This is a genomic window from Micromonospora sp. C95 (assembly GCF_018070465.1).
Lineage (GTDB): Bacteria > Actinomycetota > Actinomycetes > Mycobacteriales > Micromonosporaceae > Micromonospora.
The window spans coordinates 21047-47798 of the sequence record NZ_JAGPXT010000027.1 but is presented as its reverse complement, the minus strand read 5'-3'; the positions used below and the strand labels follow the sequence as shown (position 1 = coordinate 47798).

Here is a 26752-nt window from a genome sequence, read left to right as displayed (position 1 = left end):
TAGCCGGGTCTGGATGCTCCACCGCCGTCTGTCCGGCCGCAACCGCAGGTACCGGATGCAAGCTCCGAGGTCGGGCGTTGACACCCGGGTGCATGCTCGTTCCCGTGACCATGGACGACCCGGACCCGGTATGGGTCGCCCTATCTGGCGTCAGCGTGATCCTCAGCCTTGTCGTGGTCGTACTCGGCGTACGGGTTGCCGTGACGCGAACGTTTCCGGCGTTCTGGGTGCGGGTGGCGCGACTGACCACGCGCCAACGAGGCCAGCCGGTCCGTCGCGGTGGCTTCCTGGCCCTGCTCGGTGCGGGCCTGCTCGTCCAGCAGGCACCGCTGCTTCTCCCCGTGCCCCTCGCGGTCGGGCGGGCTCTGTTCGCACTGGCGCTGCTGCTGCTCGTGGGCGCGGTGGGATGGTTCGCCCTGCTCCGGCGCTGAGATCAACCAACCGAGGGCGCAAAGCAGAACGCCGACCGGCGTTTCCGCTGGTCGGCGTTGCAATAGCCCGGCGAAAGGCTATGTGGCCAGGGGCGGGGTCGAACCGCCGACCTTCCGATTTTCAGTCGGACGCTCGTACCAACTGAGCTACCTGGCCGTGGTGCTCGGCCCATGCTACCCAACCTGCGGGATCGCCGCTGGGACGGGTCACATGCCCCGATACGCAGAACGCCGCGCGAGGTGCGCGGCGTCAGCGCTTGCGGTCCTGACGGGACTTGAACCCGCGACCTCCGCCTTGACAGGGCGGCGAGCACTCCAACTGCTCCACAGGACCTTGCTGGTGTTGCCTCCGGCCTGAGCCGAACCGTGCCCCCAACGGGATTCGAACCCGTGCTACCGCCTTGAAAGGGCGGCGTCCTGGGCCGCTAGACGATGAGGGCGGCCCCGCCATCATTGCACACTCGCAACGTTTAGCGGACTTGCTCCCATCCGGCCCCGCCGGAGGCTTCGAAAGCATACGTGATGGCGTACCGGTCGACCAAACCGGTATGGCGGCAGCCGCAACGGCACGGAAAACGCCAGCTCGGAGCCGGTCTAGGTGAGCCCGGCGACGCCGTGGTCACGCTTCAGACCGGCGATCAACTTGGCGCAGGCCGCGAGGGTGGCGGCGCGGTCGCCGCCTCCGTCGTGCAGCAGGACCACGGCTCCGGGGCGGGCCGAGCGCTTCACCCGCTTCTCGATGGTGGCCGCCGTCGGCTTGGCCCAGTCCTGCGGGTCGACGGTCCAGTGCAACGAGCGCATGTCGAGCTGCTTGGCGACCTTCACCACCTCGGCGGTCCACCGGCCGCCGGGCTGGCGGTAGAACGGCACCTTTGCCTTCGGCACCGCCCGCCGGATCTCCCGGTTGGTGCGTACCAGGTCGGCGCGGATCTCGGCGACCGGCCGCCGGGCCAGGTCGAGGTCGTGGTTCCAGCTGTGGTTGCAGAGCTGGTGCCCCTCCCGGACGATCCGCCGCAGCAGGCCCGGATGCTTGCGCACCTGGGTACCCACCACGCAGAAGGTGGCGGTCACCTTGGCCGCCTTCAGGCGGTCGAGCACCTTCGGTGTCCAGGCCGGATCCGGGCCGTCGTCGAAGGTGAGGGCCACCTTGGCGGTGCCGGTGGTGCGGACCAGACCGGCCGGCAGTTTCGCCGGCAGCGGCCGTAGCGGCGGCTTGGGCGGCACGGTACGAGTCGGTGACGGAGTGGGCTCCGGCGGCAGGGCGGCCGAGGGCGGTGGGCTGGTCGGGGCGGTGGCCGTCGGCGTGCCGCCACCGTCGCCGCAACCGGCGACGAGCAGGACGAGCAGGCCGGTGAGGCAGGCCAGCAGGGCACGGTGACGCATCGTTCGCTCCCGAGAGGGGTTCGGGGTACGCGGACGCCCCGACGCTAGTTCACCCGATTCGAGTGGACCGACGCCGGGTCAGGATGCGGGAGCCCGCCGTACCGTCGGTGTGCCCGCCGTACCGTCGGGGTGCCGGCCGCGCCGCCGAAGGGGCCGGGCCGGCGGCCGGGCCGAGCGGTCAGGAGGCGGCCGGGCGGTCGAGCGAGTCGTGCACCGCGACGGTGAGGGAGACCGCCTCGGTCAGATCGGTCGGGCGGACCACGCCGGCCGGCAGGCTCCGGGCCGGCCAGCCCGGCCCGGCTGCGAGCACCAGAAGTGGCCGGCTCGGCGCGGTGAGCAGGGCGGTGAGTTGCGCCGGGTCGGCGGTGGCCCGAGTCTGCGACCAGAGCACCACGGCGGCCGGACCGGTCCGGTCGACGGCGGCGAGCAGTGCCGTCACCGGTACCCGGGCACCGAGCATCCGGTAGCCGACGCCGGCCTCGGCCAACGCCGCGGCGAGTGCCTCCAGCGGCAGACTGTGCTGCTCCTCGTCGGCGCAGGAGAGCAGGACGCGCGGTGGCCCGGGAGCGGGGCCGGCGGACGCCACCGCACCCAACGCCGCCGAGACGCAGCGGGACACCAGGTGCTCGACCTCGATCAGCTCGCCGGTGGCGACGTGTCGCTCGCCGATGCCGACGAGCAGCGGGCGCAGCAGCCGGTCCCAGGTCGTGACCACGCCGTCGGCGGCGATGGCGCGGGAGATCGTCTCACCGATGGCCGCGGCGTCCAGCCGCATCGCGGCGCGGGCCAGCCCCCGCACCGCCGGCCCGGCCCGGCCGACCGGGATGGTCGTACCGCCGCCGTCGCGTCGCCTGAGCACGGCACGGGAGGCACCGACAGCCGCGAGGGTGTCGGGTGCCTGACGGGCCCACCGGGCCGCCTCGGCAGGGCTGACCCCTTCGGCGGTGAGCCGCCGCATCACCTCGAGTCGGGCCAGATCGGCCGGCGTGTAGCGCCGGTGGTGGCCCGGGACGTGCTGGCTGGGCCCGAGGCCGTACCGCTGGTGCCAGGTGCGCAGTGTGGTCACCGCGACCCCCAGGCGCTGGGCGACCGCGCCCGCGCTCAGCGCCTCATCGGCCACCCGGCCGCTCCGACACGTCGTCGGCCGGCCGCCCGGGCGGCTCCGAGGGCGGCCACAGCCGATCCAGTACGCCACCCAGCCACGGCGCGTAGGCGTCGGGCTCGCGGTGCAGCGCGGCGGCGAGCTGGGTCGGCTCCACCCAGCGCAGCTCCGCCACCTCGGTCGGCTCCGGGCGTAGTGCACCGTCGGGATGGAACTCGCCGCGCAGGACGTGGTCGTACTCGACCTCGACCCGCCCGGTGGCCGGATCCTCCGCCCGGTAGACGTAGACGCCCACCTCGCGCAGCGGCACCGGTCCGGCGCCCAGTTCCTCCGACAGCCGCCGGTTGGCGGCCTCGGTAAGCGCCTCGCCCGGCTTGGGGTGACCGCAGCAGGAGTTCGCCCAGCGCAACGGAAAGCGGGTCTTCGTAGCGGCGCGCCGCTGGAGCAGCAACCGACCGTCCGGTGCCACGAGCAGTACGGAGAACGCCCGGTGCAGCTGACCGGGCGGCTGGTGGGCGGCGGCCACCGTGGCCTCCCCGACCGGCAGACCGGTGTCGTCGACCAGTTCGACGAGGTGGCTCTCCCGGGACTGCGGCATCAGCGCCACCCTCCGTTTGTCGACCCGGGGCTCGGCACTGCCTCGTTCCCCGTGCTCACCGAGGCTCCCCGGTGATCCGGGCGGCGGCGAGCTTGCCGGAGATCAGCACCATAGGTACGCCGACACCGGGCTGGGTGCCCGAGCCGACGAAGACCACGTTGGACAGCGAGCGGTGCAGGTTCGACGGTCGGAACGGTCCCGTCTGGAACAGGGTGTGCGCCGAGGCGAACGGTGTACCGGCGGCCATGCCCTGCTCGGCCCACTCCGCCGGGGTGATCGCCCGCAGCACCTCGACGCCGGCCCCGAAGCCGACGTATCCGCGCTCCTCCAGGGTGGCGATGAGCTGATCGGTGTAGCGGGCGGTGAGGTCGCCGCGCCAGTCGAAGGGCGCCCGGTCGAGGTTCGGCACCGGAGCCAGCACGTAATAGGTGTGCCGGCCGGTCGGTGCCACCGCCGGATCCGTCCGGCTCGGGTTGGTGACCAGCAGGGACGGGTCGGACATCAGGTGTCCGCGCCGGATGACCTCGTCGAAGGTGCCCTGCCAGGCCCGCCCGAAGTGGATGTTGTGATGGGCGATCCGCCGGTAGCCCTGGGTCGAGCCGACGTGCAGCACGACACACGAGGGTGAGTAGGTGAGCCGGCGCTGCCGGGCCGGCGGCAGCAGGTCGCGGTAGGCCACCGGGAGGTCGGGGTTGAGCACCACGGCGTCGGCGGGGACGAACTCCCCGTCGGCGGTCACCACCCCGGTGGCCCGGCCGTTCGCGGTCTCCACCCGGGTCACCGCGGTGCCGTACCGGATGCGTACGCCGTGCTTCTCGGCGGCACCGGCCAATCCTCGGGAGACGGCGTGGATGCCGCCGCGCGGGAAGAAGACCCCGGCCACCGAGTCGAGGTACGCGATGACCGCGTAGATGGCAAGCGCGTCGTGCGGGGCGAGACCGGCGTACATCGCCTGGAAGGAGAAGATCCGTCGGGTACGCGGATCCCGGAAGAACTGGTTGATCTTCGTTTGCAGTCGCCGGAAGGCACCGGTGGCGACGAGCTTGAGCAGGTTGCCGGTGAGCAGGTCGGTCGGAGCGTCGAGATTGCGTTCGATGAAGTCGGCCCGTTCCAGTCGCCACAGGTTCCGGGCGAAGTCGACGAACCGCAGGTAGCCGTCGGCCTCCCGGGGCCCGCAGACCCGGGAGATCTCCGCCGCCATCGCGGTGGTGTCGGTGCGCACGTCAAGCGTGGAACCGTCCGGATAGTAGGCCCGGTAGGCCGGGTCCAGCGGCACCAGGTCGAGCCAGTCGGTCAGCTCCTCACCGACTGCGGCGAGCGCCTCGGCGATGAGATCGGGCATGGTGAGCACCGTGGGGCCGGTGTCGAACTCGTAGCCGTCGACGCTGAGCCGGCCGGCCCGCCCACCCGGCACCGGCTCGCGCTCCAGCACGGTCACCTGGCGTCCGCTGCCCGCCAGGTGCAGCGCGCAGGCCAGCCCGCCGAAGCCGGCTCCGACAACCACCACCCGGTCAGTACGCCCGTCAACGGTCCGCACCGGCGACCACCTCTCTGTGCAGGAAGCCCATCATGCCCTCCGGTGCGTGGCGGCGGTCGCGAGGCCGACAAGCGCGGTACGGGCGGTCTCGTCGACGGCGACCGCGTCGAGCGCGGCCAGCGCGTCCTCGACCCGCTCGTCGATCATCCGCTCGATCCGTCGCACCGCGCCGGTGTCGAACACGACCTCGGCGAGCCGGGCGACCTCCGGCCCGTCGGCGCGCCGGCCGGCACCGTCGAGTGCCCGCAACTGCGTCGGCGTGGCCAGCTCCCGGGCCAGGACCAGTAGCGCCGTCGGCTTGCCGGTACGCAGGTCGTCGCCGGCCGGCTTGCCGGTGGTGGTCGGGTCACCGAAGACACCGAGCAGGTCGTCGCAGAGCTGGAAGGCCTCGCCGACGGCGAGGCCGTAGCGGGTGTACGCCGCGGCCAGGTCGCTGTCCCCGTCGACGCCGGCCAGGCTGGCGCCGAAGAGCAGCGGTCGTTGCACCGTGTAGCTGGCGGTCTTGTACCGGGCCACCCGGAGCGCCCGGTCCACCGACCAGCTCAGCGGATCGGTCTCGCCGAGGACGTCGAGGTACTGCCCGGCGACCGTCTCCACCCGCATCCGGTCGTAGCCCCGTCGTACCTGGAGCAGCCGGTCGGCCGGCAGGTCGGCCAGGGCCAGCACCTGGTCGGCCCAGACCATGCAGAGGTCACCGATGAGTACGGCCACCGCCTCGCCGAAACGCCCGGAGTCGCCGTTGCGACCCGCCGCGGCGTGCTGGGTGGCCACCGCCACGTGCGCGGTCGGTCGGCCGCGTCGGGTGGCGGAGGCATCCATCACGTCGTCGTGCACCAGCGCGAAGGTGTGCAGCAACTCCAAGGTGGCCAGTGCGGGCAGCACCGGGGCGACCGGCGTGTCGCCGCCGACCGCGCCACGCCATCCCCAGTAGGCGAACGTGGGTCGGACCCGCTTCCCGCCGGAGAGGACACAGTCGCGTGCGGTGGCGGCGAAGCCGCCCATCGCCGGGTCGATCGCGTCGAGCGCGTCGACCTCGGCGGTCAGGAACTCGGCAAGCGTGTTGTCGACGGCGGTGACGATGTCGCGCGTGTAGGCGGCCAGCACGGCAGCGATCGGGTCGTCTCCACCGACCGGCTGCTCAGGGACCACGCGAAGGAGGTTACCCGTTGGTCCGTCGCTGGCCATGCCGCTGAGCGTACCCTAGGGTCTCAAGTTGCGTCGATTGGTGCGTCGAATCAGAGGAGGGCCGGTGGACCTGGATCTCGCCGCTGCCTACGACAGATGCCGTGAGCTGCACAGACGGCACGGTCGCACCTACTATCTCGCCACCCGGCTGCTGCCCGCATGGAAACGGCGGCATGTGCATGCCTTATATGGATTCACCCGCTACGCCGACGAGATCGTCGATCAGACCGACACGCTGCCGCCGGCCGAGCGCGCGGCGCGGCTGGACGACTGGGGCGGCCGGTTCGTCGCCGGCCTGCACGGGGCGCGGGTGACCGACCCGCTGCTGCCGGCGGTGCTGCACACCATCGCCGTGTTCGATCTCGACCGGGAGGACTTCGCCTCGTTCCTCAAGAGCATGGCGATGGACCTGACCGTCACCTCCTACCGCACCTACGAGCACCTGCTGGACTACATGGAAGGCTCGGCCGCGGTCATCGGCACGATGATGCTGCCCATCCTGGGCAGCTCCGATCCGGTGGCGGCCCGCGAGCCCGCCCGCCAGCTCGGCTTCGCGTTCCAGCTGACCAACTTCATCCGGGACGTCGGCGAGGACCTGGCCCGGGGCCGGACCTACCTACCCGACGAGGACCTGGCCGCCTTCGGCGTGACGCGGGAGGACCTGGTGGCCTGTCACGCGGCCGGGCGGGCCAGCGAGCCGGTCCGCGAACTGATCCGGTACGAGGTGACCCGCGCCCAGGCGCACTACCTCGCCGCCGCGCCGGGCGTGGTCCTGCTCGACGGTGCCTCGCAGTCCTGCATCCGTACCGCCTACCTGCTCTACGGCGGCATCCTCGACGAGGTGGCCGCCCAGGACTACGACGTCTTCGCCCGCCGCGCCACGGTGCCGCAGCGGCGCCGGCTGGGGGTGGCCACCCGCGCCCTGCTGACCCCGGCCGGCAGCCCGGTCGCCGTGCCCGGACCGCCGCTGCGGTGAGCGGCCGTACCGCCGTCGTGCTGTTCACCCGCGACCTGCGGGTGCACGACCACCCGGCACTGGCGACCAGCTGCGCCGCCTTCGACCGCGTGGTCCCGCTGTACGTGTTGGACCCCGCGCTCGCGGAACTGTCGCCGAACCGCACCCGCTTCCTGCATGAGAGCCTCGCCGCGCTCCGCGAGGCGCTGCGTGGGCTCGGCGGTGACTTGGTGCTGCGACACGGTGATCCGGTGGCCGAGACGATCCGGTTGGCCGGCGAGGTGGGTGCCGAGGGCGTCGCGCTCTCCGCCGACGTCTCCCGGTACGCGGCCCGTCGGGCGCGACGCCTGCAAGCCGAGTGCGACCGGCACCGGCTGCATCTGCGGTTCTTTCCCGGTCTGACGGTGGTCGAGCCGGGGGCACTGACCCCGGCCAGCGGTGACCACTACCGGGTGTTCAGTCCGTACCACCGGGCGTGGAGTGCCCGGCGGTGGCGGGAGGAGCTGTCGGCGCCGGCGACCGTCACGTTGCCGGCCGGCGTGCCGGTCGGGCGCTTCCCGGTGCTGCCGTCAGGGGAGTCCCCGGACGCGGTGGCCGGCGGGGAGGACGAGGCGCGGCGTCGGTTGGCACGGTGGCGGCCCGACGTCGCGCGCTACGGCGACCGCCACGACGACATGGCCGGCGACGCCACCTCCCGGCTCAGTCCCTACCTGCGCTTCGGCTGCGTGTCCCCGTTGACCGTGGCCAACGCGATCGACGATCGGGAGTCACCGTTCGTCCGGCAACTCTGCTGGCGGGACTTCTACCACCAGGTGACCGCGGCCTTCCCCGACCTGCCCCGCACGGCGTACCGGCGCCGGGCGACCGAGCACTGGCGCTACGACGAGCAGGCCCTCACCGCTTGGGCGCAGGGGCGCACCGGCCTGCCGGTCGTGGACGCCGGCATGCGTCAGCTCCGGGCCCAGGGGTGGCTGCACAACCGCGCCCGCCTCATCACCGCCGGCTACCTGACCAAGACACTCGGGCTGGACTGGCGGGACGGGCAGGCGGTCTACTTCCGGTGGCTGCTCGACGGCGACATCGCCGACAACTCGGGCAACTGGCAGTGGGTCGCGGGTACCGGCAACGACACCCGGCCGTACCGGGGGTTCAACCCGGTCCGGCAGGCCGAGCGGTACGACCCCGACGGCGCGTACGTACGGCGGTGGGTGCCCGAGTTGGCGTCGGTGGCCGGCGGGGCGGTGCACCAGCCGTGGCGACTGCCCGAAGCGCTGCGCCGCACCCTCGACTACCCGCCGCCGCTGGAGCCGCCCGGTGACACCCCGGTCTGGCTGCGCTAACCGAGCACCTGCTGCCACAGGTAGTACAGCGCGAAACCGGCGAAGAACACGATCGCGATCACCACGAGGCCGGTGGCCACCCGACCGGCGCGCAGCGCGGCCGGGAGCGTACGCCGGTTGAGCCAGAGCACGAGCGCCGCGACGAGCGGAATGTGCAGGGCCTCGATCGACCCGGCCACGGTGAGCAGACCCACCGGGTCGCCGAAGATCACGAACACCGTGAACGGCAGCACCGCGAGCCAGCCGACGACGGCGACCCGACCGATGACCGCCGGTCGGGCCCAGGGCCGCTGCGTGAGGTGGGACGGCAGGGCCTTGCGGATGCCGTCGGTGTACAGCCGTTTCCAGCCGTCGATGTTTGTCAGCGTAGCCGTCCAGAAGGCCGAGATGAGGCCCACCACCATCAACCAGAACCCGACACTGCCGAAGACCTCACTGAACAGCGTGGTCAGGTCGCGGGCGACGTCGGACTCGGCGGGCACGATGCCCTCCGGACGCAGCAGCTCCGCACCGAGCACGAGGAAGGCCACCGTGATGATCCCGACGCCCACGACGGCGAACGTCGAGTCGAGCGTCATGGTCCGCAGCCACTGACGTACCCGGGCCACCTGACCGTCGTCCAGGCCGCGCGGGTCGAGCCGGGTCGGCTGCTCCAGCGCGCCGACACCCACGCCCTTCGCCGCGACCCAGTACGAGTACCACATGAGCCCGGCGGCACCGTTCGACAGGAAACCCAGCCAGGGCAGGATGTCGGCGACCACGAGATCCTCGGGCACGGTGGGCACCACACCCGACGCGGCCTCGCCGAGGTCCGGGCCGACGAGGATGGCGGCCACGACAACCCCGACCGCCAGCAGCAGCCCGATGACCCGGGAGACCCACTCCACCCCGGTGTAGTGGCCGAACAGCACCAGACCGGCCGCCGCCGCGATGACCACCGCCGTCCAGAGCTGGATCGGACCGGGTACGGCCAGGGTGAAGGCGCTGCCAGCGGCGCTCGCGATGCCGGCGATGGCGGCGACACCGACCACCAGCTGCGGTACCAGGATGACCCACAGCGCCCAGCCACGGGGACCGGGCAGCTCGGCCATCCCGCTGAGCAACCGTCGGCCGGTCACCACGCTGTAGCGCCCGATCTCCCGGGTCACGAAGAGCTTGAGCAGCAGGGCCGCGATCAACGCCCACAGCAGGGCGTACCCGTACTGGGCGCCGACCCGGGGCGTGAACAGCAGTTCCCCGGTGGCCAACGCGGCCAGCGCCCAGAGCACACCGGGGCCGATGTAGCCGAGTTTGGCGCGGCCGGTCGGCGGCTCCGGCACCGTCTTCCGTTCCTCGTCGCTGCCGGCCAGAGCCTGTTCCATCACCCGCTCCCTTCGATCCTCGGTTCCTGCCGACCTTGGACCTACCCACCGGGCGCGGCGCCCTACCGACCGGCGACCGATCGGGCCGGGCCGGTCCCCTTCCGTCGACGACGGCGTGGCCGAGTGGCCCGGGCGCAGGTTGGTGCGCGATGCTGGCGGCATGGCGGAGCCGGAACTGGTGGACGTGGTGGTGCTCGGGCTCGGTGTCGGCGGGCAGGAGGTTGCCGGTCGGCTCGCGGAGGCCGGGCTCACCGTGGTCGGCGTGGAACGCGACCTGCTCGGCGGGGAGTGTCCCTACTGGGGGTGCGTGCCGAGCAAGATGATGATCCGGGCGGCCAACGTGGTCGCCGAGGCACGCCGGGTCGACGGCCTGGGCGGCACCGCGCAGGTCACCCCGGACTGGGCGCCGGTGGCCAGGCGGATCCGGGCGGAGGCCACCGACGACTGGGACGACCGGGTGGCGGTGCAGCGGTTCACCGACCAGGGCGGACGCTTCGTACGCGGCAGCGGCCGACTCGACGGCCCGGGCCGGGTGCGGGTCGATGACCAGGTCTTCCAGGTCCGCCACGGGATCGTGCTGGGCACCGGCACCCGCCCGTCGGTGCCGCCGGTGGACGGGTTGGCGGACACCCCGTACTGGACCAACCGCGAGGCCATCGAGGTCGAGGAACTGCCCGCCTCGCTGCTGGTGCTGGGTGGTGGGGCGATCGGGCTGGAGCTGGCTCAGGTGTTCGCCCGTTTCGGCGTACGGGTCACCGTGGTCGAGGCGCTCGACCGGGTACTGGCCGTCGAGGAGCCGGAGTCGTCGGAGGCGGCGGCCGCCGCGTTGCGGTCCGACGGGGTGGAGATCCACACCGGGGTCAAGGCCGCCCGGGTCGAGCACGGCGTCGGCGGGTTCACCCTGCGCGGCACCAAAGGCGAGGAATTCACCGCCGAGCGGCTGCTGGTGGTGACCGGCCGCCGCGCCCACCTGGACGAACTCGGGCTGGACACGGTCGGCGTCGACGCGGGTGGGCGGTACCTGCCGGTGGACGACCGGCTGCACGTCACCGAGGGGATCTGGGCGGTCGGCGACGTCACCGGCGAGGGTGCCTTCACCCACGTCGCGATGTACCAGGCGTCCATCGTGGTCGCCGACGTGCTCGACCACATCCGACGTGCGCAGGGCGGCGCGGACCCGAGCGGTACGGCCAGCGTGGTCGGTGGCGCGGTCGGCGTGGCCAGTTCGCTGGCCGCCACCGGATCGAGCGGCTCGGCCGGATCGGTGCCCCGCGCCGACTACCGGGCGCTGCCCAGGGTCACCTTCACCGATCCGGAGATCGGCGCGGTCGGCCTCACCGAGCAGCAGGCCCGCGAACGCGGCATAAACGTGCAGGTCGGCTTCACCCGGCTGGCGTCGTCGACCCGTGGCTGGATCCACAAGACCGACGAGGACGGCTTCATCAAGCTCGTCGCCGACGCCGACCAGGGTGTGTTGATCGGGGCCACCTCGGCCGGCCCGGCCGGCGGTGAGGTGCTGTCGGGCCTGGTCGTGGCGGTGCACGCGGCCGTACCACTGAGCCAGCTCCGGCACATGATCTACGCGTACCCGACCTTCCACCGGGCGATCTCCGACGCGCTGCGCGATCTCGGACAGTGACCGGACAGCATCCGTCATCCTGCGACAGGTGACTGTTCTTTTCTTGCAGTGTGTCGGCGTACTATTGCGGCCGTGACGAAGAGACTGACCGAGGTCGCCCGCAAGGCAGGCGTCAGCGAGGCCACCGTGAGCCGGGTGCTCAACGGCCGCGATGGCGTGGCCGAGGCGACCCGGACGGCGGTGCTGACCGCCCTGGACGTGCTCGGTTACGAGCGGCCGAGCAAGCTGCGCGGCGAGCGTGCCCGACTGGTCGGGCTGGTCCTGCCCGAGTTGCAGAATCCGATCTTCCCGGCGCTGGCCGAGGTGGTCACCGGCTCGTTGGCCCAACGCGGCTTCACCCCGGCGCTGTGCGCCCGCACCATCGGTGGCGTCTCCGAAGCCGCGTACGTCGAGATGCTGCTGGACCATCAGGTCTCCGGCGTGATCTTCGCCGGCGGGTCGTACGCGCTGGCCGAAGCGTCGCACGAGCACTACCGCCGGCTGACCGACCGGGGGTTGCCGGTGGTGCTGGTCAACGCGGGTGTGGACGAACTCGGCTTCCCCCGGGTCTCCACCGACGACGCGGTCGCGGTCGAGCAGGCGTACGGCCATCTGCGCTCGCTGGGGCACGAGCGGATCGGGTTGGTGCTCGGCCCCGAGGACCATGTGCCGTCGCGGCGGAAGTTAGCCGCGATGGGCCGCGTCACGGGTCGGAGCGAGGGGACCGACTGGGTCGAGCGTTCGAGCTTCTCGATGGAGGGTGCCCGGGTCGCGGCGACCAAGCTGGTCGACCGGGGGGTCACCGGGATCATCTGCGCCAGCGACGTGCTGGCCCTGGGCGCCATTCGCGCGGTGCGCCGGCTCGGTCTTTCGGTGCCCGACGACGTCTCGGTGGTGGGCTACGACGACTCGGTCTTCATGACCTGCACCGATCCGCCGCTGACCACCGTCCGACAGCCGATCGAGACGATGGGGCAGGCGGCCGTGGACCTGCTGGTCACCCAGATCGAGGGCGGGGGTGTGCTCACCGATGAGTTGCTCTTCGAGCCGGAACTGGTGGTGCGCGGCTCGACCGCTCCCACGCCCCGCCGCTGACAAGCCCGTTCTCGGCCGCCGACCGCTACCCGCGGTCGGCGGCCGTTTCGGTGTTGCCGTGCTCCGCTCATCCGGTCTGTCGGTGTCGCCGACCGCTACGGTCTCCGTCTGACAGTACTCAGTCGAATAGTTGCAAGTAAAAATCCAAACCTTGCTGGATTGAGTCGCCGCCGTTACAGTGACTCCACTCACACCTGGCCGCCGACACGTGACGGAGGGGCAGGGCGAAGCGCGGACACCGATCACCAGCAGGGCTTCGCGGCGAGGGGCACCAATCGCCGATCACCGACTTTCACCCAGACACCCGTTCCCGAAGGGATGGACAGATGTCCGTACCGCAGTACCGGAAGGCAGTGGCGTTGACACTCGTGGCCGGGCTGGGGCTCGGCCTCGCGGCCTGCTCCACCAAGAGCGACGACACCAGTGGCGACGCGAGCGGCAAGGTCACCATCACCGTCGACTGCCAGCCGGTCGGTGCCCAGAAAGAGCTGCTGCAGAACTGGAACGCCGACGTCGCCGAGTTCCAGCGGCAGAACCCCGACATCGTCGTCAAGAGCGTGAGCGTCGGTGAGCAGTGCAACAACCCGCCGGACTTCACCGCCCGGCTGGCCGGCGGCACCGTGACCGACGTGTTCTACGGGTACATGACCGACCTGCAGCAGGTGCTCGACTCCGGCCAGGCGATGGACATCACCGAGTACGCCACCACGGACACCATCCCCACCTGGGACAGCGTCGACCCGGCCCTGAAGGAGGTCTTCACCGACGACGGAAAGCTCTACGCCGTACCGGTGAAGAACTACTCCATGGGCCTGGTCTACAACAAGGTGCTGTTCCAACGGGCCGGTCTCGACGTGAACAGCCCACCGAAGACGTGGGCCGAGGTCCGAGACGCCGCCAAGAAGATCTCCGCACTCGGCGACGGCATCGCCGGCTACGCGGAATACAGCGCCGGCAACACCGGCGGCTGGCACTTCACCGCCCTGCTCTACTCGCAGGGCGGCCAGGTGCTGACCGCCGACGGCAGCAAGGCCGACTTCAACAACGCGCTGGGCCGGCAGGTCCTCCAGAACCTCAAGGACATGCGCTACGGCGACGACAGCATGGGCGACCGTCAGCTGCTCCAGTGGGGCGACCTGCTGACCAACGCCGGCGCCGGCAAGGTCGGCATGTTCATCGGCGCCCCGGACGCCACCCAGGCGATCGTCAGCCAGTTCCAGGGCAAGTTCGAGGACTGGGCGATGGGGCCGCTGCCCGGCCAGGACGGGCCGGCCAAGAGCACGCTCGGCGGCGGCGAGGGCTACTTCGTCAAGAAGGACCTCACCCCGGAGCAGGTCCGTGCCGGTCTCAAGTGGATCGCGTACCAGAAGCTCACGCCCGGCAAGGGCCAGCTCGACTACGTCCGGGCCAAGCCACAGAACTACCCGGTCGGTCTGCCGCAGCCGCTGCTGTTCACAAACGGCAGCGAAGCCCAGCAGCAGGAGTTGGAGCTGCGCAAGGCCAACGCGAACGTGGACACCGCGAACTTCGTGAACTTCGAGGCGAACCCGGTCCCGATCAAGGGTGAGCCGCGCAATGCGCAGGCCATCTACGCGGTGCTGGACGCGGTGATGTCGGGAGTGCTGACCAACCCGAACGCCAACATCGACACGCTGCTCAAGACCGCCGAGGACAAGGTCAACAAGCTCCTCGCCACGGCGAGCTGAGCGCGGGGCGGGGGCCCGCTCTCCGGCCCCCGCCCCGACCGCAGCGCCCGACCGCACCGTGCGGGTCGGCGTAGCACCGGCCGGTCACCCAGTCCACCAGGAGTTGCCTTGGCGATCACCACCGTCCCGGGTGCCGTGCGCGCACCGGGTCGACCCGCCCCGTCGCCGCCGGCCGGGCCACCGCGTACCAACCTCGGCCGCAAGGTACGGGACAACCTCACCGGACACGCCTTCCTGATCGGTGCGGTGCTCTGCTTCACGGTCTTCTCCTGGTACCCGATGGTCCGCGGCGTCGTGATGAGCTTCCAGCGCACCCGGCGCGGCGAGACCACCTGGGTGGGCTGGGACAACTACCTCCGGATCCTCGACGACCCCAGCTTCTGGACCGCCTGGCAGAACACCTTCTACTTCACCGGCCTCGCGCTCGTCCTGGGGTTCGCGGTGCCGTTCTTCGTGGCGATCCTGCTCAACGAGTTCCGCCACGCCCGGGGATACCTGCGGATCCTGGTCTACCTGCCGGTGATGCTGCCGCCCGCCTCGGCGCTGTTCCTGTTCAAGTTCTACGCGTACGACCCGAGCGACGCGGGGCTGTTCAACGCGATCCTCAACGCCTTCGGACTGCCCACGTCGCAGTGGATGCAGTCGCCGGAGATGACGATGCCGGCGATGGTGATCGCGTCGACCTGGATGAACATGGGCAGCGCCGTGCTGATCTATCTGGCCGCGTTGCAGAACATCCCGGGTGAGCTGTACGAGGCGGCCGAGCTGGACGGCGCCGGGATCTGGCGGCGGATCATGCACGTCACCATCCCGCAGACCCGGCTGATTCTCGCGCTGCTGGCGATGCTCCAGATCGTCGCCACCATGCAGCTCTTCATCGAGCCGCTGATCCTCGCCAACGGCGCGGGCGCGGAGGACTCGGCGACCTCGGTCGCATACCTCATCTACCAACACGGGTTCTTCCAGAACGATCTCAACGGCGCCGCCGCACTCGGCGTGATCATGCTGGTGGTGCTGGCCGGGTTCTCCGCCGTCTACCTGCGGCTCACCGCGAGACAGGACTAGGAGGAGCACCCATGGCACCGGACACCGGGACCCGGACCCTCATCTCCCAGGCACAGCTTCGGCGCGGTCGCGGACGGGCCGTCTACTGGATGCTGCTCGCCGTCGTGGTCGTCGGGTTCACGCTCGTCTTCCTCGGGCCGCTCTACTGGATGGTCACCGGAGCGCTCAAGTCCGGCCAGGAGATCGCGCAGACCCCACCGTCGCTGTTCCCGCAGGACCCGCAGTGGCAGAACTACGCCGACGCCTGGCACCACCTGGACCTGGCCAAGCTGCTGTTCAACACGTTCTACTACGCGACAGGTGCGGTGCTGTTCCAACTGGTCTTCGACACCGCCGCGGCGTACGCCCTGTCGAAGCTCCGCCCGGTCCTCGGCAACGTGATCCTCGGCATGATGCTGGCCACGCTGATGATCCCGGCGATGGTCCTCATCGTCCCGCAGTACGTGACCGTGATCGACCTGCCGATCCTGCACATCAACCTGCTCGACTCGCCGTTCGCGATCTGGCTTCCGCTGGTCGCCAACGCGTTCAACATCTTCCTGCTGAAACGGTTCTTCGACTCGATTCCGGAGGATCTGATGGCGGCCGCCCTGATGGACGGGGCGACGCCTCTGCGCACGCTCTGGTCGATCGTGCTGCCGATGTCGCGGCCCATCCTCGGCGTTGTCTCGATCTTCGCGGTGACCGCGGTCTGGAAGGACTTCCTCTGGCCGAAGCTGGTCATGCCGTCCCCCGAGACCCGCACGGTGAGCGTGGGGATCTACGCCTTCGCCGGCGGTACGCCGATGAACGTGGTGATCGCCGCGTCGGTGATCGCCGCGATACCGACCGTCGTCATCTTCCTGGTGTTTCAGCGGAACATCATGTCCGGCCTCACCACCGGCGGTCTCAAGGGATGACCGCCGACCCCAGAAAGCAGGTGCGCGTGTCCGCAGCAGCCAGTGGTCCGTGGTGGCGGGGAGCGGTGATCTACCAGGTGTACCCGCGCAGCTTCGCCGATGGAAACGGCGACGGCATCGGCGACATCGCCGGCATCCGATCACGGCTGACCTACCTGTCGGCGCTCGGCGTCGACGCCATCTGGTTCAGCCCCTGGTACCCCTCCCCGATGGCCGACGCCGGCTACGACGTGACCGACCATCGCGACATCGACCCCGTCTTCGGCAGTCTGGCCGAGGCAGAGGCGCTGATTGCGGAGGCGCACGCGCTCGGCATCCGGACCATCGTCGACGTGGTGCCGAACCACTGCTCCGACGCACACCCCTGGTTCCAGGCGGCGTTGGCCGGCGGCCCGGGGGCACCGGAGCGGGAGCTGTTCTGGTTCCGGCCGGGGCGCGGCCCGAACGGCGACCAGCGCCCGACCGACTGGGTGGGCGAGTTCGGCGGGCCGACCTGGACCCGGACCACCGACCCGGACGGCACGCCCGGTGACTGGTACCTGCACCTCTTCGCCCCCGAACAGCCGGACCTCAACTGGGATCACCCGCGGGTGCGCGCCGAGTTCGAAGACATCCTGCGGTTCTGGTTCGACCGGGGCGTGGACGGTATCCGGATCGACTCGGCCGGGCTGCTGGTCAAGGACTCGACGCTGCCCGAGATCGTGGCAGATCGGCCGCACCCGTTCCACGACGTCGACGGGGTGCACGAGATCTACCGGGACTGGCGGCGGATCGCCGACGGGTACCCGGGGGACCGGGCTCTGATCGGTGAGGTGTGGCTGCCGGACCGCCAGCGGTTCGCTCGCTACCTGCGCCCGGACGAACTGCATGCGGCGTTCAACTTCGATTTCCTCGGCTGTGCCTGGGACGCCACCGCACTACGCGAGAGCATCGACGGCACGTTGAACGCACACGCGCCGGTCGGTGCCCCCGCCACCTGGGTGCTCGCCAACCACGACGTCACCCGGCAGGTGACCCGCTACGGCCGGGCGGACACGACGTTCAGCTTCGCGGCCAAGCGCGAGGGCATCCCCACCGACCTGGAACTGGGCACCCGCCGTGCCCGTGCCGCGGCGCTGCTGTCGCTGTCGCTGCCCGGCGCCGCCTACGTCTACCAGGGTGAGGAACTGGGGCTGTGGGAGGTCGAGGACATCCCACCCGCACTCCGGCAGGACCCGATGTTCGTCCGCTCCGGTGGCGCCGACCCGGGCCGCGACGGTTGCCGGGTTCCGCTGCCGTGGTCGGGGGACGCGCCGCCCTTCGGCTTCAGCCCCGACGACGCGAGCCACCTACCGTGGCTGCCCCAGCCCGCCGACTGGAAGGACCGCACCGCCCGGACGCAGGCCGGTGACCCGCAGTCGATGCTGGAGCTGTACCGCAGGGCGATCGCGTTGCGGCGTACCGAGGCGGCGCTCGGTGACGGGACGCACACCTGGTTACCCGCGCCCGACGGGGTGCTGGCGTTCCGCCGGGAACCCGGCTTCACCTGCCTGGTCAACCTGTCCGGCGGTGCCGTGCCACTGCCACCGCACACCGGCAAGCTGCTGGCCAGCGGCCCGCTCGACGACGACCGGCTACCCCCGGACACCGCCATCTGGCTGCGTACCGCCGCCCACCCGTCCTGACCCACCCCACCCCGCGCGCGGGAGAGGGGCCGGGAGGTCAGGCGGCAGGGGTGCCGTGGCGGCCGGCGCCGGCGGTGAAGCGGGCGGCGCCGGCCGTCGCGTCGGTGGCCAGGGAGTGCAGGCCGTAAGTCAGCTCGGTGGCCAGGGCGTCCGCCTCCGGCTGCGCGGCGGTGGCCAGCACCGAGGCGCGGTCGTTGCGCAGGCAGGTCTGCGGATGTCGAGCGATCTCGGCGGCCAGTCGCTCGGCCGCCGTCCGGGACTCGCCCGGGTCGACGAGCCGATTGACCAACCCCATGGTGTACGCCTCCGGCGCCGGCACCGCGCGTCCGGTGAGGATCAGGTCCATGGCCCGGCTCTCGCCGATGAGCCGGGGCAGCCGGACCGTCCCGCCGTCGATCAGCGGCACTCCCCAGCGTCGACAGAAGACTCCGAGCACCGAGTCCGACTCGGCGATCCGCAGGTCGCACCAGAGCGCCAGCTCCAGCCCGCCGGCCACGGCGTACCCGGAGATCGCGGCGATCACCGGCTTGCCCAGGGTCATCCGGGTCGGACCCATCGGTCCGTCGCCGTCTGGCTCGACCCGGTTACCGCGCGGCGTACCGATCGCCTTCAGGTCGGCACCAGCACAGAACGTGCCCCCGGCCCCCCAGAGCACCCCCACCGCCGCCGTCGGATCCGCGTCGAAGGCCCGGAACGCGTCGGCGAGCGCCCGGGCGGTCGGCCCGTCGACCGCGTTGCGGGCCGCCGGCCGGTCCAGGATCACCGTGGTCACCGGCCCGTCCCGTTCCACCCGTACCGTCATCCCGTCAGCATGCCCCGGCGTCGCCCGGCTGGCTATTCGTCCCCGACGACCGGTTTGCGGTCGCGTACGACGGGAAGTCGTTACCCGTGCGAGCGTTGTTGACGAGAATCGAGCAAGCCTCCGGCCTGGACCGGTTCGGTGACCGGTTGCAGCAGACCGTGCAGGGTGTGCTGCGCCCGCAGCGGGTCCGCGACCTGCTGCACGGGGTCTGGCTGGGCCATCCACTGCATCCGGCGATGGTGCAGCTGCCGGTCGGCGCGTGGGTCAGCGCGGCCGTGCTGGACCTGATGCCCGGACAGCGGAGGGCGGCGACCACCCTCACCGCGGTCGGCACGATCGGCGCGCTGCCGGCGGCGGTCGCCGGGCTCAACGACTGGGCGGGGCTCTCCCGTGACCAGCGTCGGGTAGGCCTGGTGCACGCCGCGTCGAACTCCGTCGGGTTGGTGCTCTATGGTGCCTCGCTGGCCGCGCGCCTGTCCGGTCGGCACGGGCTCGGGCGCACCCTCGGCTGGCTCGGTCTCAGCGCCGCCGGTGCCGGGGCGTATCTCGGCGGGCATCTGGCGTACAAGCAGGGTGCCCAGGTGAACGTGAGCGTCTCCGACCTGCACCTGATCAGCGAGGGCTGGCACTCGGTGGCGGAGATGACCAGCCTGCCGCAGCGGGAACTCGTCACCCGCAAGGTCGACGACGTGTCGGTGATTCTCTACCGGCACGGCGACGACGTGACCGTCATGCTTGAGCGTTGCCCCCACCAGAGCGGACCGCTCGGCGAGGGCGAGGTACGCGAGGTCGACGGGCACGCCTGCGTGGTGTGCCCGTGGCACGGCAGCACCTTCCGACTCAACGGTGGCGAGGTGGTGCACGGCCCGTCCCCGAACGACCAGCAGATCCTGCCGACCCGGATCGTCGACGGCCGCCTGGAGGCCCGGCTGCCCTGACCCGGCACCCAGTCGGATGATCCCGGGCGGCCAAGCGTCCGTGCTCCGCTCCGGCGCACGTCGGACCGGCCCGCCAGGACCGAGGTTGTTGTGCGCCTCCTGTCGAGCTGAACCGTTCGTGCTGTCACGCGGGACGAGTCGTTCGTGCTGTCAGCTCGACAGCGTCAGCAACATCCGGTGTCGAGCGGCGCGGCGCTACGGTGCTGACCGGGTCAGTCCTTGCGGTGTCGGCCGATGGGCAGCTCGCGGGGAACGGTGAGGGGCGGTTGGTGGCGGGTGCCGGCGCGGGACATGGCCGGCCGGCGGCGTAGGCCGAGCACCGCACCGATCTGCGCGCCGACGATGCTGGCCACGGCCAGCACGGCGGACACGGCGAGTGGACGGTTCACCCGGTCAGGCTCGCCGGCCCGGGCCGCGCCCACCGTCACCACCGGCGGGTGATCCTCCGGCGTCTCGCCCTGCGCCGGCTCCGGCTGTCGCTCCTCGGGACTGGCCGGCGCGGTCGTGGCCGAACCAGGTCGCTCGGCCGGGTCACCGGGCAACTCGGCCGCGCCGCCGGGCAACTCGGCCGCGCCGCCGGGTCGCGCCGCCGGGTCGCCCGGGTCGCCCGGCGTCGGGCGGGTCTGCTCGGTGCCCTGCCGCTCGGGGGCGGGCCGGGGCTTCGGTGCGACCAGCCGGCCGGTGGCGTGTGGCCGGGAACCCTGGTCGTGTGCCTCCTCGGGCAGCTTGATGAGCTGGCCGGGGCGGATCCGGTCCGGGTCACGCAGCTTGTTGAGTGCGGCCAACCGGTGATAGTCGTCGAAATCGTCGAGATACCGGTCGGCGACTCCGCCCAGGTAGTCACCCTTGGCGACCCGGTACACGGATGCCGGTGCCGAGGTGCCGGCCCCGTCGGCCCGCGCGTCAGCTCCCGGTGCGGTTGCCGAAGTCGTGATCGTCGCCGGTCCGTTCGCCGCCATCGCGGGCGAAGGCGTGAATGCGCTGGCGGCGGCTCCACCGGCGTACGCCGTCGTGCCGTAGACCGTGGTGGCGGCCGTGGCGGCGGGGCTGGCGGCGAGGATCAGCGCGACCGATCCGACAAGTGCGGCGGCGGCCCGCTGCTGGCGGCCCATGCCGGGCAGCCGCGGAGCGGGCCGGTCGAACGCCTGCGCGCCCAGCTCCACGAGCACCGACAGGGCGAAGGTGGCCCAGCCGAACCAGCCGGCGATGGCCAGCGCCCGGAGGAAGAGTTGCCCGTCGTCGCGGCTGGTCAGCGTGGTGCCGATCTCCGCGAGCGTGGGTACGTGATCGGGGAGCGGGTTGCCGGCGAAGGCCAGCAGCGCGATCGGACCGCCGACCAGCAGCCCGATCAGCACGACGAGCGCACCGAAGCCGGTGAGCACCCGACCGGCCCGCCGTACGACGGTGCCACCTGATGCGGCCATGGCCACCTTCCTTCCCTAGGAGCCCCCGGTCAGCGCCCGTGCGGTCGCCTCACCGGAGACGGTGACGGTGTTGGAGAAGCCGAACAGGCCGAGCGCCGCCCGGTCGTAGGTGACCTCGACGCGTACCCGGATCAGGGTTTCGCCGTCGACCACCGGAAAGGTCACGGTGTGGTCGCTGGCCCCGGCGGTGGTGAGGTAGTTCCGGACGGCGCTGCGGGCCTCGCGTCGGTTGATCCGCTTGGGCCCGCCCTCGATGGCGGTGGCCCGGTCGATGGCCTGGCCGCCGGCGCGGGCCGCCTCGGCGGCCAGGTTCTCGGCGCGTTGCAGCGTGCGGAGCTGACCCGCGCCGTCGAACGCCATGCCGATGATCGCGAGCACCCCGATCAGGGCCACGGCCAGGAAGATGCTCACCCGCCCGGCGTCGCCCCGCCCGGCCGTCATCCCCGGCTCCGGTAGCGGTCCAGTGGCGAGGTGAACGAGGCGATGATCCGTTGTCCGTTCGGCATCGTCAGCGCCGGCAGCTTGATGTCGGCGTAGGAGACGGTGCAGGCGATCTCGACGGTGACTGCGGCGTTCTGCCCGACGTCGCTGGTGAAGGCCCGGTTGAAGGATGTCGACTGCCCGTCGACCGAGCCGCGGAAGGTCACCTGCGGAGCCCCGGAGCAGGACACACCCCGCCAGTCGAGCTGGCGGCGGGCCGCCTCCCGGGCCTCCCGGCGGGCAGTGGTGGCGTCCCGGGAGATCGACGCCGCCCGGGCGGCGTCGTGTGCGGCGGCCTCCAGCCCCGCACTGGCCACCGCGGTACGTCCGGCGACCCCACCGAGCACCATCATCGCCACGAAGGCCGGCGCCAGCACCGCCACCTCGATCGAGACGGAACCTCGGCTCATGGCTCGGTCCATCGTTCCACCGTCCCGTGTGCCGTCTGCTCGACGGCGAAGCTGACACCCGGCACCACCGACAGGGCCTTACCACTGACCGTGCAGGTCACGTCGGTGTCCGTGGCGGTGCAGTTCGGTCCCGGGTCGTCCCAGTCGACCAACCAGTCCCCGGCGGCCTCGAGGAACTCGGCCGCCCGCTCCTCACCGGCGCCCGCCGAGGCGTCGTAGAGCCGCTCCGCGTTTACCCCGCTCTGTGCGGCGTTGAGCGCGGTCGACCGGGCGACGAAGACGACGGCGACCTGGATCGAGGCGAACAGCATCACCAGGATCGCCGGCAGGGCCACCGCCAGCTCGACCGGATTGCCACCCCGCTCACCGTCGCCGGGCAGCACGCGGTGCCGGGTGGCGGCGACCACCCGGCACCAGCCGGCGGAGAGGCGACGGAACATCGATCAGTCGGCCGTCGGATCCTGGTGGGCGGGGATGTTGTCCATCCAGTCGTTTGCCGCGCCGAGAGCGGCGGCGGTCACCGCCATCGCCACGGCCACCAGGCCGAAGATGATCACAGCGGTCGGCACCGGGCTGTCACCACGGTCGCCGCGCAGCTCGGCCAGCCGCGCCCGTAGCGCGACGTGCAGGTAGGTGATTACGGACATCGGGGCTCCTTCACTCGGGGTCGGCCTAGAGGCGGGCCAGGAACGGGTAGATGGCGAAGCCGAGCAGGACGAAGACCAGCAGCGCGCCGGGAATGTCGAGCCGACTGGTCACCCCCTCTGCCCGGGCCAGGTTGTCGGTGCGGATCTGGTCGCGCAGCGAGTCGGCCCGGCTGCGCAGGGTCTCGTGCACCTGCGCGCCCTCGCTGCCGGAGGAACGCATGATGGCGCCGACGTCGCCCAGCTCCGGGATGCCGATCCGGTCGGCGAGATCGCGTAGCTCGTCCCAGGGCGAGTGCATCTGCATCTGTGCCATCCGCAGCGCCTCGGAGATCCGGTCGAAGACCCAGCCCTCGCAGATCGCGGCGGCCCGCTCCAGCGACTGCACCGGACCGTGCGCCGCGGACAACTGCAGCGCGACCAGGTCGAGGTAGGTGCAGACGGCCTGGCGGAACTCGTCCCGCGCGGCGTCGGCCCTGGTCAGCACCGACCGGTGTGCCACAAGCGCGCAGAGCAGCGCCAGGCCGAGGCTGCCCAGGACCGGTACGGCCAGCGGCAGCGACACGCCGACGGTGAGGAGGGTGACGCCGAGCAGCGCCGGGGCGGAGAGTCCGATCAGGGCGGACAACAGCAGGGAGAGCGCGTACTGCTCGGGGGTGCGGTCGAGCAGGGCCAGTTGCCGGTGCGGCGGCCGCAGCCAGCGGGCCATCCCGGTGAGCCAGTCCAGCCGCCGGTCGGCGGGGCCGGTGCGGCTTCCCGGCGGCTGGTGCAGCCGGCGCAGCGCCGGGCCGAGCGCCGGAGTCGCCGGCACCAGCTCGCGGACCACCAGGAACACGCCCAGCCCGAGCGTGGCGCCGGCCACCACCGCGAGGGTGAGGTGCAGGTTCACGCCACCACCTCGCCCGGGTCCGGGGCTGGCAGGAAACGGGCCGGTCGGGGTGGCTGGCTCATCGAACGCACCCAGGCCAGCAACGCCACGAAGGCGGCACCGAGCACCGCCATCACCACCTGCCCGAAGGGGGTGTCGTACGGCTGCACGTACTCCCGGTTGAGCAGCCCGTACGCGATGGTGGCCAGCGTCATCCCGGTGAGGAAGCGGACCGCGAACCGGGGCTGGGTGCGCTTGGCCTCGATCTCCCGGCGGGTCGCCACCTCCGCGGCGGCGGCCGAGGCGATCGAACCGAGCACGTCGCCGAGGCGCTCACCCCGGTCGGTGAGGTGCAGGATCAGTGCCGCGACCACCTGGTCGCAGACCGGGTCGCCGATCTCGTCGGCGAAGGCAAGCAGGGCGGAACGGGCCAGCCATCCGGCCTGGAGCCGGGCGGCGAGCAGGCGTACCTCCTCCTGGATCTCCTCAGGTGCCGTGGTGACCGTGCCGATGATCGCCTGCTGGAGCCCCTGCCCGGTGGCGGAGACGTCCTTGAGCCGGCGGGTCCACTCGCCGACCGCCTCGATGCGGGCGATGGCCCGCTGCTCGGCCCGGCCGACCGAGAACAGCCACGGCGCGCCCGGCACCGCCACCGCGACCAGCAGGCCCACTACGGGCAGGCCGGTCAACAGGAAGGCCAGCGCACCGGCGACCACCGCGCCGATCAGCAGCGTCTGGTGCGCCCGCTGCTCGCGGGCGGTGCTGCCGGAGCCGCGCCAGAGCCGCCCGAGCCCCGGGCCCGCGCCGGGTGCCCGCCCGGGCGGCCGGCGGGTGCCGACGAGCGCGACGACCGCCAACACCAGGCCGGCGACGCAGGCCGCCCCCGAGACCAGGGCGATCAGCTCGATGTTCGTACGCACCGGCTCACCGCCGACCGAGTCGGGTCTGCCGGGGCCGGCGCCAGGCGCCCTGACCGGCCTCGATCCAGCGGCTCAGCAACCGGGCGTCGTAGCCCACCCGCAGCAGCTGGTCCCGGACCCGTTCCGGCAGGTGCCGGGGGACCGCCCGACCGTCCGGACCGGGGCCGAAGACCTGGGTGGTGGTGATCCGGCTGCTCTCGCCGACGCCCAGCACCTCCTCGACGTGCGAGACGAAGCGGTGCTTGCGCCCGCCGATGCCGGTCTCGTCGTCGACGGTGACGTAGACGATCAGGTCGAGCGCGTTGCCGGCCATCCGGCGGGCCTGGTCGACGGTCATCTCGCGGCCGTGGGCGAGCGCCAACTCGATGATCCGCTCGCTCACCCCGGCCGGGGTACGCGCGTGGATCGTGCACATCGAACCCCGGCTGGTGGTCATCGCCTGGAGCATCGGCACGATCTCCCGGGACCGCACCTCACCGACGATGATCCGCAGGACGCCCATCCGCAGCGACACCGGGATCAGATCGGCGATGCTCACCTCGCCGGCCGGTCGACCGTCCGGCCCGCGTTCGCCGTGCCCCTCCCGGGCCTCGAAGCTCATCACCGCCCGGTGCCGGTCGCCGCGGCGGGCCGGGAGTAACTCCCGACTCTCCTCCAGCAGCACGTACGGCTCGTCCGGCGGGATCTCGTTCATCATCGCCCGGATCACGGTGGTCTTACCGGCACCGGCCAGCCCGGCGACCATGATGTTCAACCCGGCCCGCATCGACGCCCGGAGGAAGTCGCGCAGCAGCGGGTCGATCATCTCGTCCAGGTCACCCCGGCCGCCGGCCAGGTCGTCCAGGGTCACGTCGAGGGTGTTGTGCTTGCGGATCACCGCGTACGGACGGTGGCTGACCAGGAACACCGCGGCCAGTCGGCTGCCGTCGGGCAGTTGCAGGTCAAGGGTGGGCTTCGAGGTGGACAGGGACCGCTCCGTCGCGCCGGCCCGGCGGGCCGCCGCCTGAAGGATCTCCACCAGCTCGTCGTCGCTGTCGGCGATCGGGTCGGCCCAGTCGACCCCACCGCCGTGCCGGGTGATGCGCACCTGGTCGCAGCCGAGGATGTGCACCTCCTCGATGGTGTCGTCGACAAGCAGGGTCTGGAGTCGACCGAGGCCGGCCAGCTCGGCGGTCACCTGGTCGAGCAGCAGCCGTTCCTCGCCGGCGGCCATCGGTGTGCCGGCGCGGCGCACCGCGTCGGCGTACTCGGCGACCAGCTCGACCGCGAGCCGGGCGCGCTCGGTGTCCTCCTCGGCGACGCTGAACTCGCGGCCACGCTGCCACCGGGTGAGCCGCTCGCTGAGCTGCCGGCGCAGCTCGCGCACCACCTGAAAATCCACCCGGGGCCGGGGTGGCGATGCCGCCGGCGGTGCCGCGACGGGCACCGGCCCGTTCGGTGGCGGGTGCCAACCGTTGACCGGGGCCAGCGGCGGGGCGGTGGAGGTGGCGCCCGGTGGTTGCCGGCGCGGGTCGGACGAGACCGGCTCAAATCGCATCCGGCACCCCCTGGGACACGGGCCACGCCAGCCGGGCCCGCCGCCGTTCCAGCAGCGCGCCGATCGGCACCTCCAGCTCACGGGCCGCCCGGAGCAGCGGCCGGTTGGCCCGCACCGTCCCGCCCAGGCTCAACACCTCGGCGGTACGCGGGTCGTGCGGCAGCCGGGCGATCACCGGCAGGTGAAGGGCCTTGCTGACCTCGCTCCGGCCGTGGCCGCCGCCGACCAGCAGCAGGCGCAGGGTGCCCGACGGCACCCGGTGTTCAGTGAAGTCCCGTTCGATGGCCTGGAGCATGGCCCGGGTACCGGACAGGTCGGGCAACTGCGCCCGGGACACCACGAGCACCACAGAGGCGGCGCGCAGCAGCGGCCAGGGTGGGCCGAGGACGTGCAGGCGTCCACAGTCGACGACCACGTCGTACGGTGGGTCGCCGCGTTCGAGGCCGGTGAAGAAGTCCGCGAACCGCTGCCAGAGTGGGGTGACGCTGCCGGCCTGTGCCGGGTCGATCACCCCCGGCAGCAGGAGCCGTTCCCGGCGCGGCGCGTCCAGGTCGACCAGTTGGGACCAGAACGTGCTCTCCAGGCTGCCGTCGCGCAGCTCGCCGACGGCCAGCTCACCGATGCCGCGCGGTCCGTCGAGCGCGCCACCGAGGTAGCCGGCGAGGACGGAGCCGCCGGCCGGGTCGCACTCGGCGAGGATCAGCCGCCGGTGCCAGCTCAACGCGCAGGCCAGCGCGGTGGTGGTGACTCCCGGCGAACCCTTCGCCGAGACCAGCGCGATGATCGCCAT

General features: G+C 71.9%; 26 protein-coding genes and 3 tRNA genes. 10 read left to right on the top strand and 19 right to left on the bottom strand.

Annotation, left to right across the window (positions count from 1 at the left end; genetic code table 11):
- The first annotated feature begins 104 nt into the window (after positions 1 to 104).
- Positions 105 to 431 carry a hypothetical protein gene (locus tag KBX00_RS24050; RefSeq protein ID WP_210830331.1) on the top strand — a complete coding sequence of 109 codons (327 nt, stop codon included), beginning with the start codon at positions 105 to 107 and terminating at the stop codon, positions 429 to 431.
- Between the two features lie 83 nt (positions 432 to 514).
- On the opposite strand, the gene KBX00_RS24045 is transcribed toward KBX00_RS24050, so the two are convergent.
- The 8 genes from KBX00_RS24045 to KBX00_RS24010 form a co-directional block, all read right to left on the bottom strand.
- Positions 515 to 588 (bottom strand) — tRNA-Phe (locus KBX00_RS24045).
- A 103-nt stretch (positions 589 to 691) separates the two neighbouring features.
- A tRNA-Asp gene (locus KBX00_RS24040) sits at positions 692 to 765 on the bottom strand.
- Positions 766 to 798: 33 nt separating this feature from the next.
- Positions 799 to 871: transfer RNA gene (locus KBX00_RS24035), tRNA-Glu, on the bottom strand.
- A gap of 154 nt (positions 872 to 1025) precedes the next feature.
- Positions 1026 to 1814 carry a polysaccharide deacetylase family protein gene (locus KBX00_RS24030; RefSeq protein ID WP_210830330.1) on the bottom strand — a complete coding sequence of 263 codons (789 nt, stop codon included), beginning with the start codon at positions 1812 to 1814 and terminating at the stop codon, positions 1026 to 1028.
- A gap of 178 nt (positions 1815 to 1992) precedes the next feature.
- Complete coding sequence (locus tag KBX00_RS24025) at positions 1993 to 2934, bottom strand: MerR family transcriptional regulator (protein ID WP_210830329.1); 942 nt, start codon at positions 2932 to 2934, stop codon at positions 1993 to 1995.
- Positions 2924 to 3514, bottom strand: a complete 591-nt coding sequence (gene idi, locus KBX00_RS24020; RefSeq protein WP_210830328.1) for an isopentenyl-diphosphate Delta-isomerase — start codon at positions 3512 to 3514, stop codon at positions 2924 to 2926. Before idi ends, KBX00_RS24025 begins: the two co-directional genes overlap by 11 nt.
- A gap of 55 nt (positions 3515 to 3569) precedes the next feature.
- Positions 3570 to 5051, bottom strand: coding sequence for a phytoene desaturase family protein (gene crtI, locus KBX00_RS24015; RefSeq protein ID WP_210830327.1), 1482 nt, complete (start codon positions 5049 to 5051; stop codon positions 3570 to 3572).
- A gap of 30 nt (positions 5052 to 5081) precedes the next feature.
- On the bottom strand, positions 5082 to 6236 hold the full coding sequence (locus tag KBX00_RS24010) for a polyprenyl synthetase family protein (RefSeq protein ID WP_210830326.1): 1155 nt from the start codon (positions 6234 to 6236) through the stop codon (positions 5082 to 5084).
- A 64-nt stretch (positions 6237 to 6300) separates the two neighbouring features.
- Here KBX00_RS24010 and KBX00_RS24005 point away from each other — a divergent pair, with 64 nt between their 5' ends.
- A complete protein-coding gene (locus KBX00_RS24005; RefSeq protein ID WP_210830325.1) occupies positions 6301 to 7212 on the top strand; it encodes a phytoene/squalene synthase family protein in 912 nt (303 codons plus the stop codon).
- Positions 7209 to 8531, top strand: a complete 1323-nt coding sequence (locus KBX00_RS24000) for a deoxyribodipyrimidine photo-lyase (protein WP_210830324.1) — start codon at positions 7209 to 7211, stop codon at positions 8529 to 8531. The genes KBX00_RS24005 and KBX00_RS24000 overlap by 4 nt, the downstream gene beginning before the upstream one ends.
- Here the strand turns inward: KBX00_RS24000 and KBX00_RS23995 are convergent.
- Entirely contained in the window at positions 8528 to 9892 is a 1365-nt protein-coding gene (locus KBX00_RS23995) for an Nramp family divalent metal transporter (protein WP_210830323.1), read from the bottom strand. The genes KBX00_RS24000 and KBX00_RS23995 overlap by 4 nt on opposite strands.
- A gap of 160 nt (positions 9893 to 10052) precedes the next feature.
- Here KBX00_RS23995 and KBX00_RS23990 point away from each other — a divergent pair, with 160 nt between their 5' ends.
- The 6 genes from KBX00_RS23990 to KBX00_RS23965 all read left to right on the top strand — a co-directional run bounded on the left by KBX00_RS23990 (position 10053) and on the right by KBX00_RS23965 (position 17939).
- Positions 10053 to 11531: an NAD(P)/FAD-dependent oxidoreductase gene (locus KBX00_RS23990; RefSeq protein ID WP_210830322.1), complete on the top strand. Its 1479-nt coding sequence runs from the start codon at positions 10053 to 10055 to the stop codon at positions 11529 to 11531.
- Positions 11532 to 11603: 72 nt separating this feature from the next.
- Positions 11604 to 12605, top strand: a complete 1002-nt coding sequence (locus KBX00_RS23985; protein WP_210830321.1) for a LacI family DNA-binding transcriptional regulator — start codon at positions 11604 to 11606, stop codon at positions 12603 to 12605.
- Between the two features lie 326 nt (positions 12606 to 12931).
- On the top strand, positions 12932 to 14311 hold the full coding sequence (locus KBX00_RS23980) for an ABC transporter substrate-binding protein (RefSeq protein WP_210830320.1): 1380 nt from the start codon (positions 12932 to 12934) through the stop codon (positions 14309 to 14311).
- 108 nt (positions 14312 to 14419) lie between these two features.
- Positions 14420 to 15376 (top strand): carbohydrate ABC transporter permease, encoded by a 957-nt coding sequence (locus KBX00_RS23975; protein WP_210830319.1) that lies wholly within the window; start codon positions 14420 to 14422, stop codon positions 15374 to 15376.
- 11 nt (positions 15377 to 15387) lie between these two features.
- Positions 15388 to 16275: a carbohydrate ABC transporter permease gene (locus tag KBX00_RS23970; RefSeq protein ID WP_210830318.1), complete on the top strand. Its 888-nt coding sequence runs from the start codon at positions 15388 to 15390 to the stop codon at positions 16273 to 16275.
- Entirely contained in the window at positions 16272 to 17939 is a 1668-nt protein-coding gene (locus KBX00_RS23965) for a glycoside hydrolase family 13 protein (RefSeq protein ID WP_210830317.1), read from the top strand. Before KBX00_RS23970 ends, KBX00_RS23965 begins: the two co-directional genes overlap by 4 nt.
- Before the next feature lie 37 nt (positions 17940 to 17976).
- Here KBX00_RS23965 and KBX00_RS23960 read toward each other — a convergent pair whose 3' ends face one another.
- Entirely contained in the window at positions 17977 to 18741 is a 765-nt protein-coding gene (locus tag KBX00_RS23960; RefSeq protein WP_210830316.1) for a crotonase/enoyl-CoA hydratase family protein, read from the bottom strand.
- A gap of 86 nt (positions 18742 to 18827) precedes the next feature.
- On the opposite strand from KBX00_RS23960, the gene KBX00_RS23955 reads away from it, so the two are divergent.
- Entirely contained in the window at positions 18828 to 19679 is an 852-nt protein-coding gene (locus tag KBX00_RS23955; RefSeq protein WP_210830315.1) for a Rieske (2Fe-2S) protein, read from the top strand.
- Between the two features lie 212 nt (positions 19680 to 19891).
- Here KBX00_RS23955 and KBX00_RS23950 read toward each other — a convergent pair whose 3' ends face one another.
- The 9 genes from KBX00_RS23950 to KBX00_RS23910 are packed head-to-tail and all read right to left on the bottom strand — an operon-like array spanning position 19892 to position 26752.
- Positions 19892 to 21103 (bottom strand): LysM peptidoglycan-binding domain-containing protein, encoded by a 1212-nt coding sequence (locus tag KBX00_RS23950; RefSeq protein WP_210830314.1) that lies wholly within the window; start codon positions 21101 to 21103, stop codon positions 19892 to 19894.
- A 15-nt stretch (positions 21104 to 21118) separates the two neighbouring features.
- Positions 21119 to 21544 (bottom strand): pilus assembly protein TadG-related protein, encoded by a 426-nt coding sequence (locus KBX00_RS23945; RefSeq protein WP_210830313.1) that lies wholly within the window; start codon positions 21542 to 21544, stop codon positions 21119 to 21121.
- Complete coding sequence (locus KBX00_RS23940) at positions 21541 to 22005, bottom strand: TadE/TadG family type IV pilus assembly protein (RefSeq protein ID WP_210830312.1); 465 nt, start codon at positions 22003 to 22005, stop codon at positions 21541 to 21543. Before KBX00_RS23940 ends, KBX00_RS23945 begins: the two co-directional genes overlap by 4 nt.
- On the bottom strand, positions 21990 to 22433 hold the full coding sequence (locus tag KBX00_RS23935; protein WP_210830311.1) for a TadE/TadG family type IV pilus assembly protein: 444 nt from the start codon (positions 22431 to 22433) through the stop codon (positions 21990 to 21992). Before KBX00_RS23935 ends, KBX00_RS23940 begins: the two co-directional genes overlap by 16 nt.
- Before the next feature lie 3 nt (positions 22434 to 22436).
- A complete protein-coding gene (locus KBX00_RS23930) occupies positions 22437 to 22640 on the bottom strand; it encodes a hypothetical protein (RefSeq protein WP_093403874.1) in 204 nt (67 codons plus the stop codon).
- 25 nt (positions 22641 to 22665) lie between these two features.
- Positions 22666 to 23526, bottom strand: coding sequence for a type II secretion system F family protein (locus tag KBX00_RS23925; RefSeq protein WP_210830310.1), 861 nt, complete (start codon positions 23524 to 23526; stop codon positions 22666 to 22668).
- Positions 23523 to 24425, bottom strand: a complete 903-nt coding sequence (locus KBX00_RS23920) for a type II secretion system F family protein (RefSeq protein WP_210830309.1) — start codon at positions 24423 to 24425, stop codon at positions 23523 to 23525. Before KBX00_RS23920 ends, KBX00_RS23925 begins: the two co-directional genes overlap by 4 nt.
- 4 nt (positions 24426 to 24429) lie before the next feature.
- On the bottom strand, positions 24430 to 25962 hold the full coding sequence (locus tag KBX00_RS23915; protein WP_210830308.1) for a CpaF family protein: 1533 nt from the start codon (positions 25960 to 25962) through the stop codon (positions 24430 to 24432).
- The gene (locus KBX00_RS23910) at positions 25952 to 26752 is read right to left on the bottom strand and encodes a ParA family protein (RefSeq protein ID WP_210830307.1); all 801 of its coding nucleotides are present in this window, start codon (positions 26750 to 26752) and stop codon (positions 25952 to 25954) included. Before KBX00_RS23910 ends, KBX00_RS23915 begins: the two co-directional genes overlap by 11 nt.

Bases quoted from the DNA above. Each gene is read 5' to 3' on its own strand.
- KBX00_RS24030 (WP_210830330.1), bottom strand. From the start codon at position 1,814: ATGCGTCACCGTGCCCTGCTGGCCTGCCTCACCGGCCTGCTCGTCCTG.
- idi (WP_210830328.1), bottom strand. From the start codon at position 3,514: ATGCCGCAGTCCCGGGAGAGCCACCTCGTCGAACTGGTCGACGACACC.
- KBX00_RS24010 (WP_210830326.1), bottom strand. From the start codon at position 6,236: ATGGCCAGCGACGGACCAACGGGTAACCTCCTTCGCGTGGTCCCTGAG.
- KBX00_RS23995 (WP_210830323.1), bottom strand. From the start codon at position 9,892: ATGGAACAGGCTCTGGCCGGCAGCGACGAGGAACGGAAGACGGTGCCG.
- KBX00_RS23990 (WP_210830322.1), top strand. From the start codon at position 10,053: ATGGCGGAGCCGGAACTGGTGGACGTGGTGGTGCTCGGGCTCGGTGTC.
- KBX00_RS23980 (WP_210830320.1), top strand. From the start codon at position 12,932: ATGTCCGTACCGCAGTACCGGAAGGCAGTGGCGTTGACACTCGTGGCC.
- KBX00_RS23970 (WP_210830318.1), top strand. From the start codon at position 15,388: ATGGCACCGGACACCGGGACCCGGACCCTCATCTCCCAGGCACAGCTT.
- KBX00_RS23965 (WP_210830317.1), top strand. From the start codon at position 16,272: ATGACCGCCGACCCCAGAAAGCAGGTGCGCGTGTCCGCAGCAGCCAGT.
- KBX00_RS23960 (WP_210830316.1), bottom strand. From the start codon at position 18,741: ATGACGGTACGGGTGGAACGGGACGGGCCGGTGACCACGGTGATCCTG.
- KBX00_RS23950 (WP_210830314.1), bottom strand. From the start codon at position 21,103: ATGGCCGCATCAGGTGGCACCGTCGTACGGCGGGCCGGTCGGGTGCTC.
- KBX00_RS23945 (WP_210830313.1), bottom strand. From the start codon at position 21,544: ATGACGGCCGGGCGGGGCGACGCCGGGCGGGTGAGCATCTTCCTGGCC.
- KBX00_RS23940 (WP_210830312.1), bottom strand. From the start codon at position 22,005: ATGGACCGAGCCATGAGCCGAGGTTCCGTCTCGATCGAGGTGGCGGTG.
- KBX00_RS23935 (WP_210830311.1), bottom strand. From the start codon at position 22,433: ATGTTCCGTCGCCTCTCCGCCGGCTGGTGCCGGGTGGTCGCCGCCACC.
- KBX00_RS23930 (WP_093403874.1), bottom strand. From the start codon at position 22,640: ATGTCCGTAATCACCTACCTGCACGTCGCGCTACGGGCGCGGCTGGCC.
- KBX00_RS23915 (WP_210830308.1), bottom strand. From the start codon at position 25,962: ATGCGATTTGAGCCGGTCTCGTCCGACCCGCGCCGGCAACCACCGGGC.
- KBX00_RS23910 (WP_210830307.1), bottom strand. From the start codon at position 26,752: ATGGCGATCATCGCGCTGGTCTCGGCGAAGGGTTCGCCGGGAGTCACC.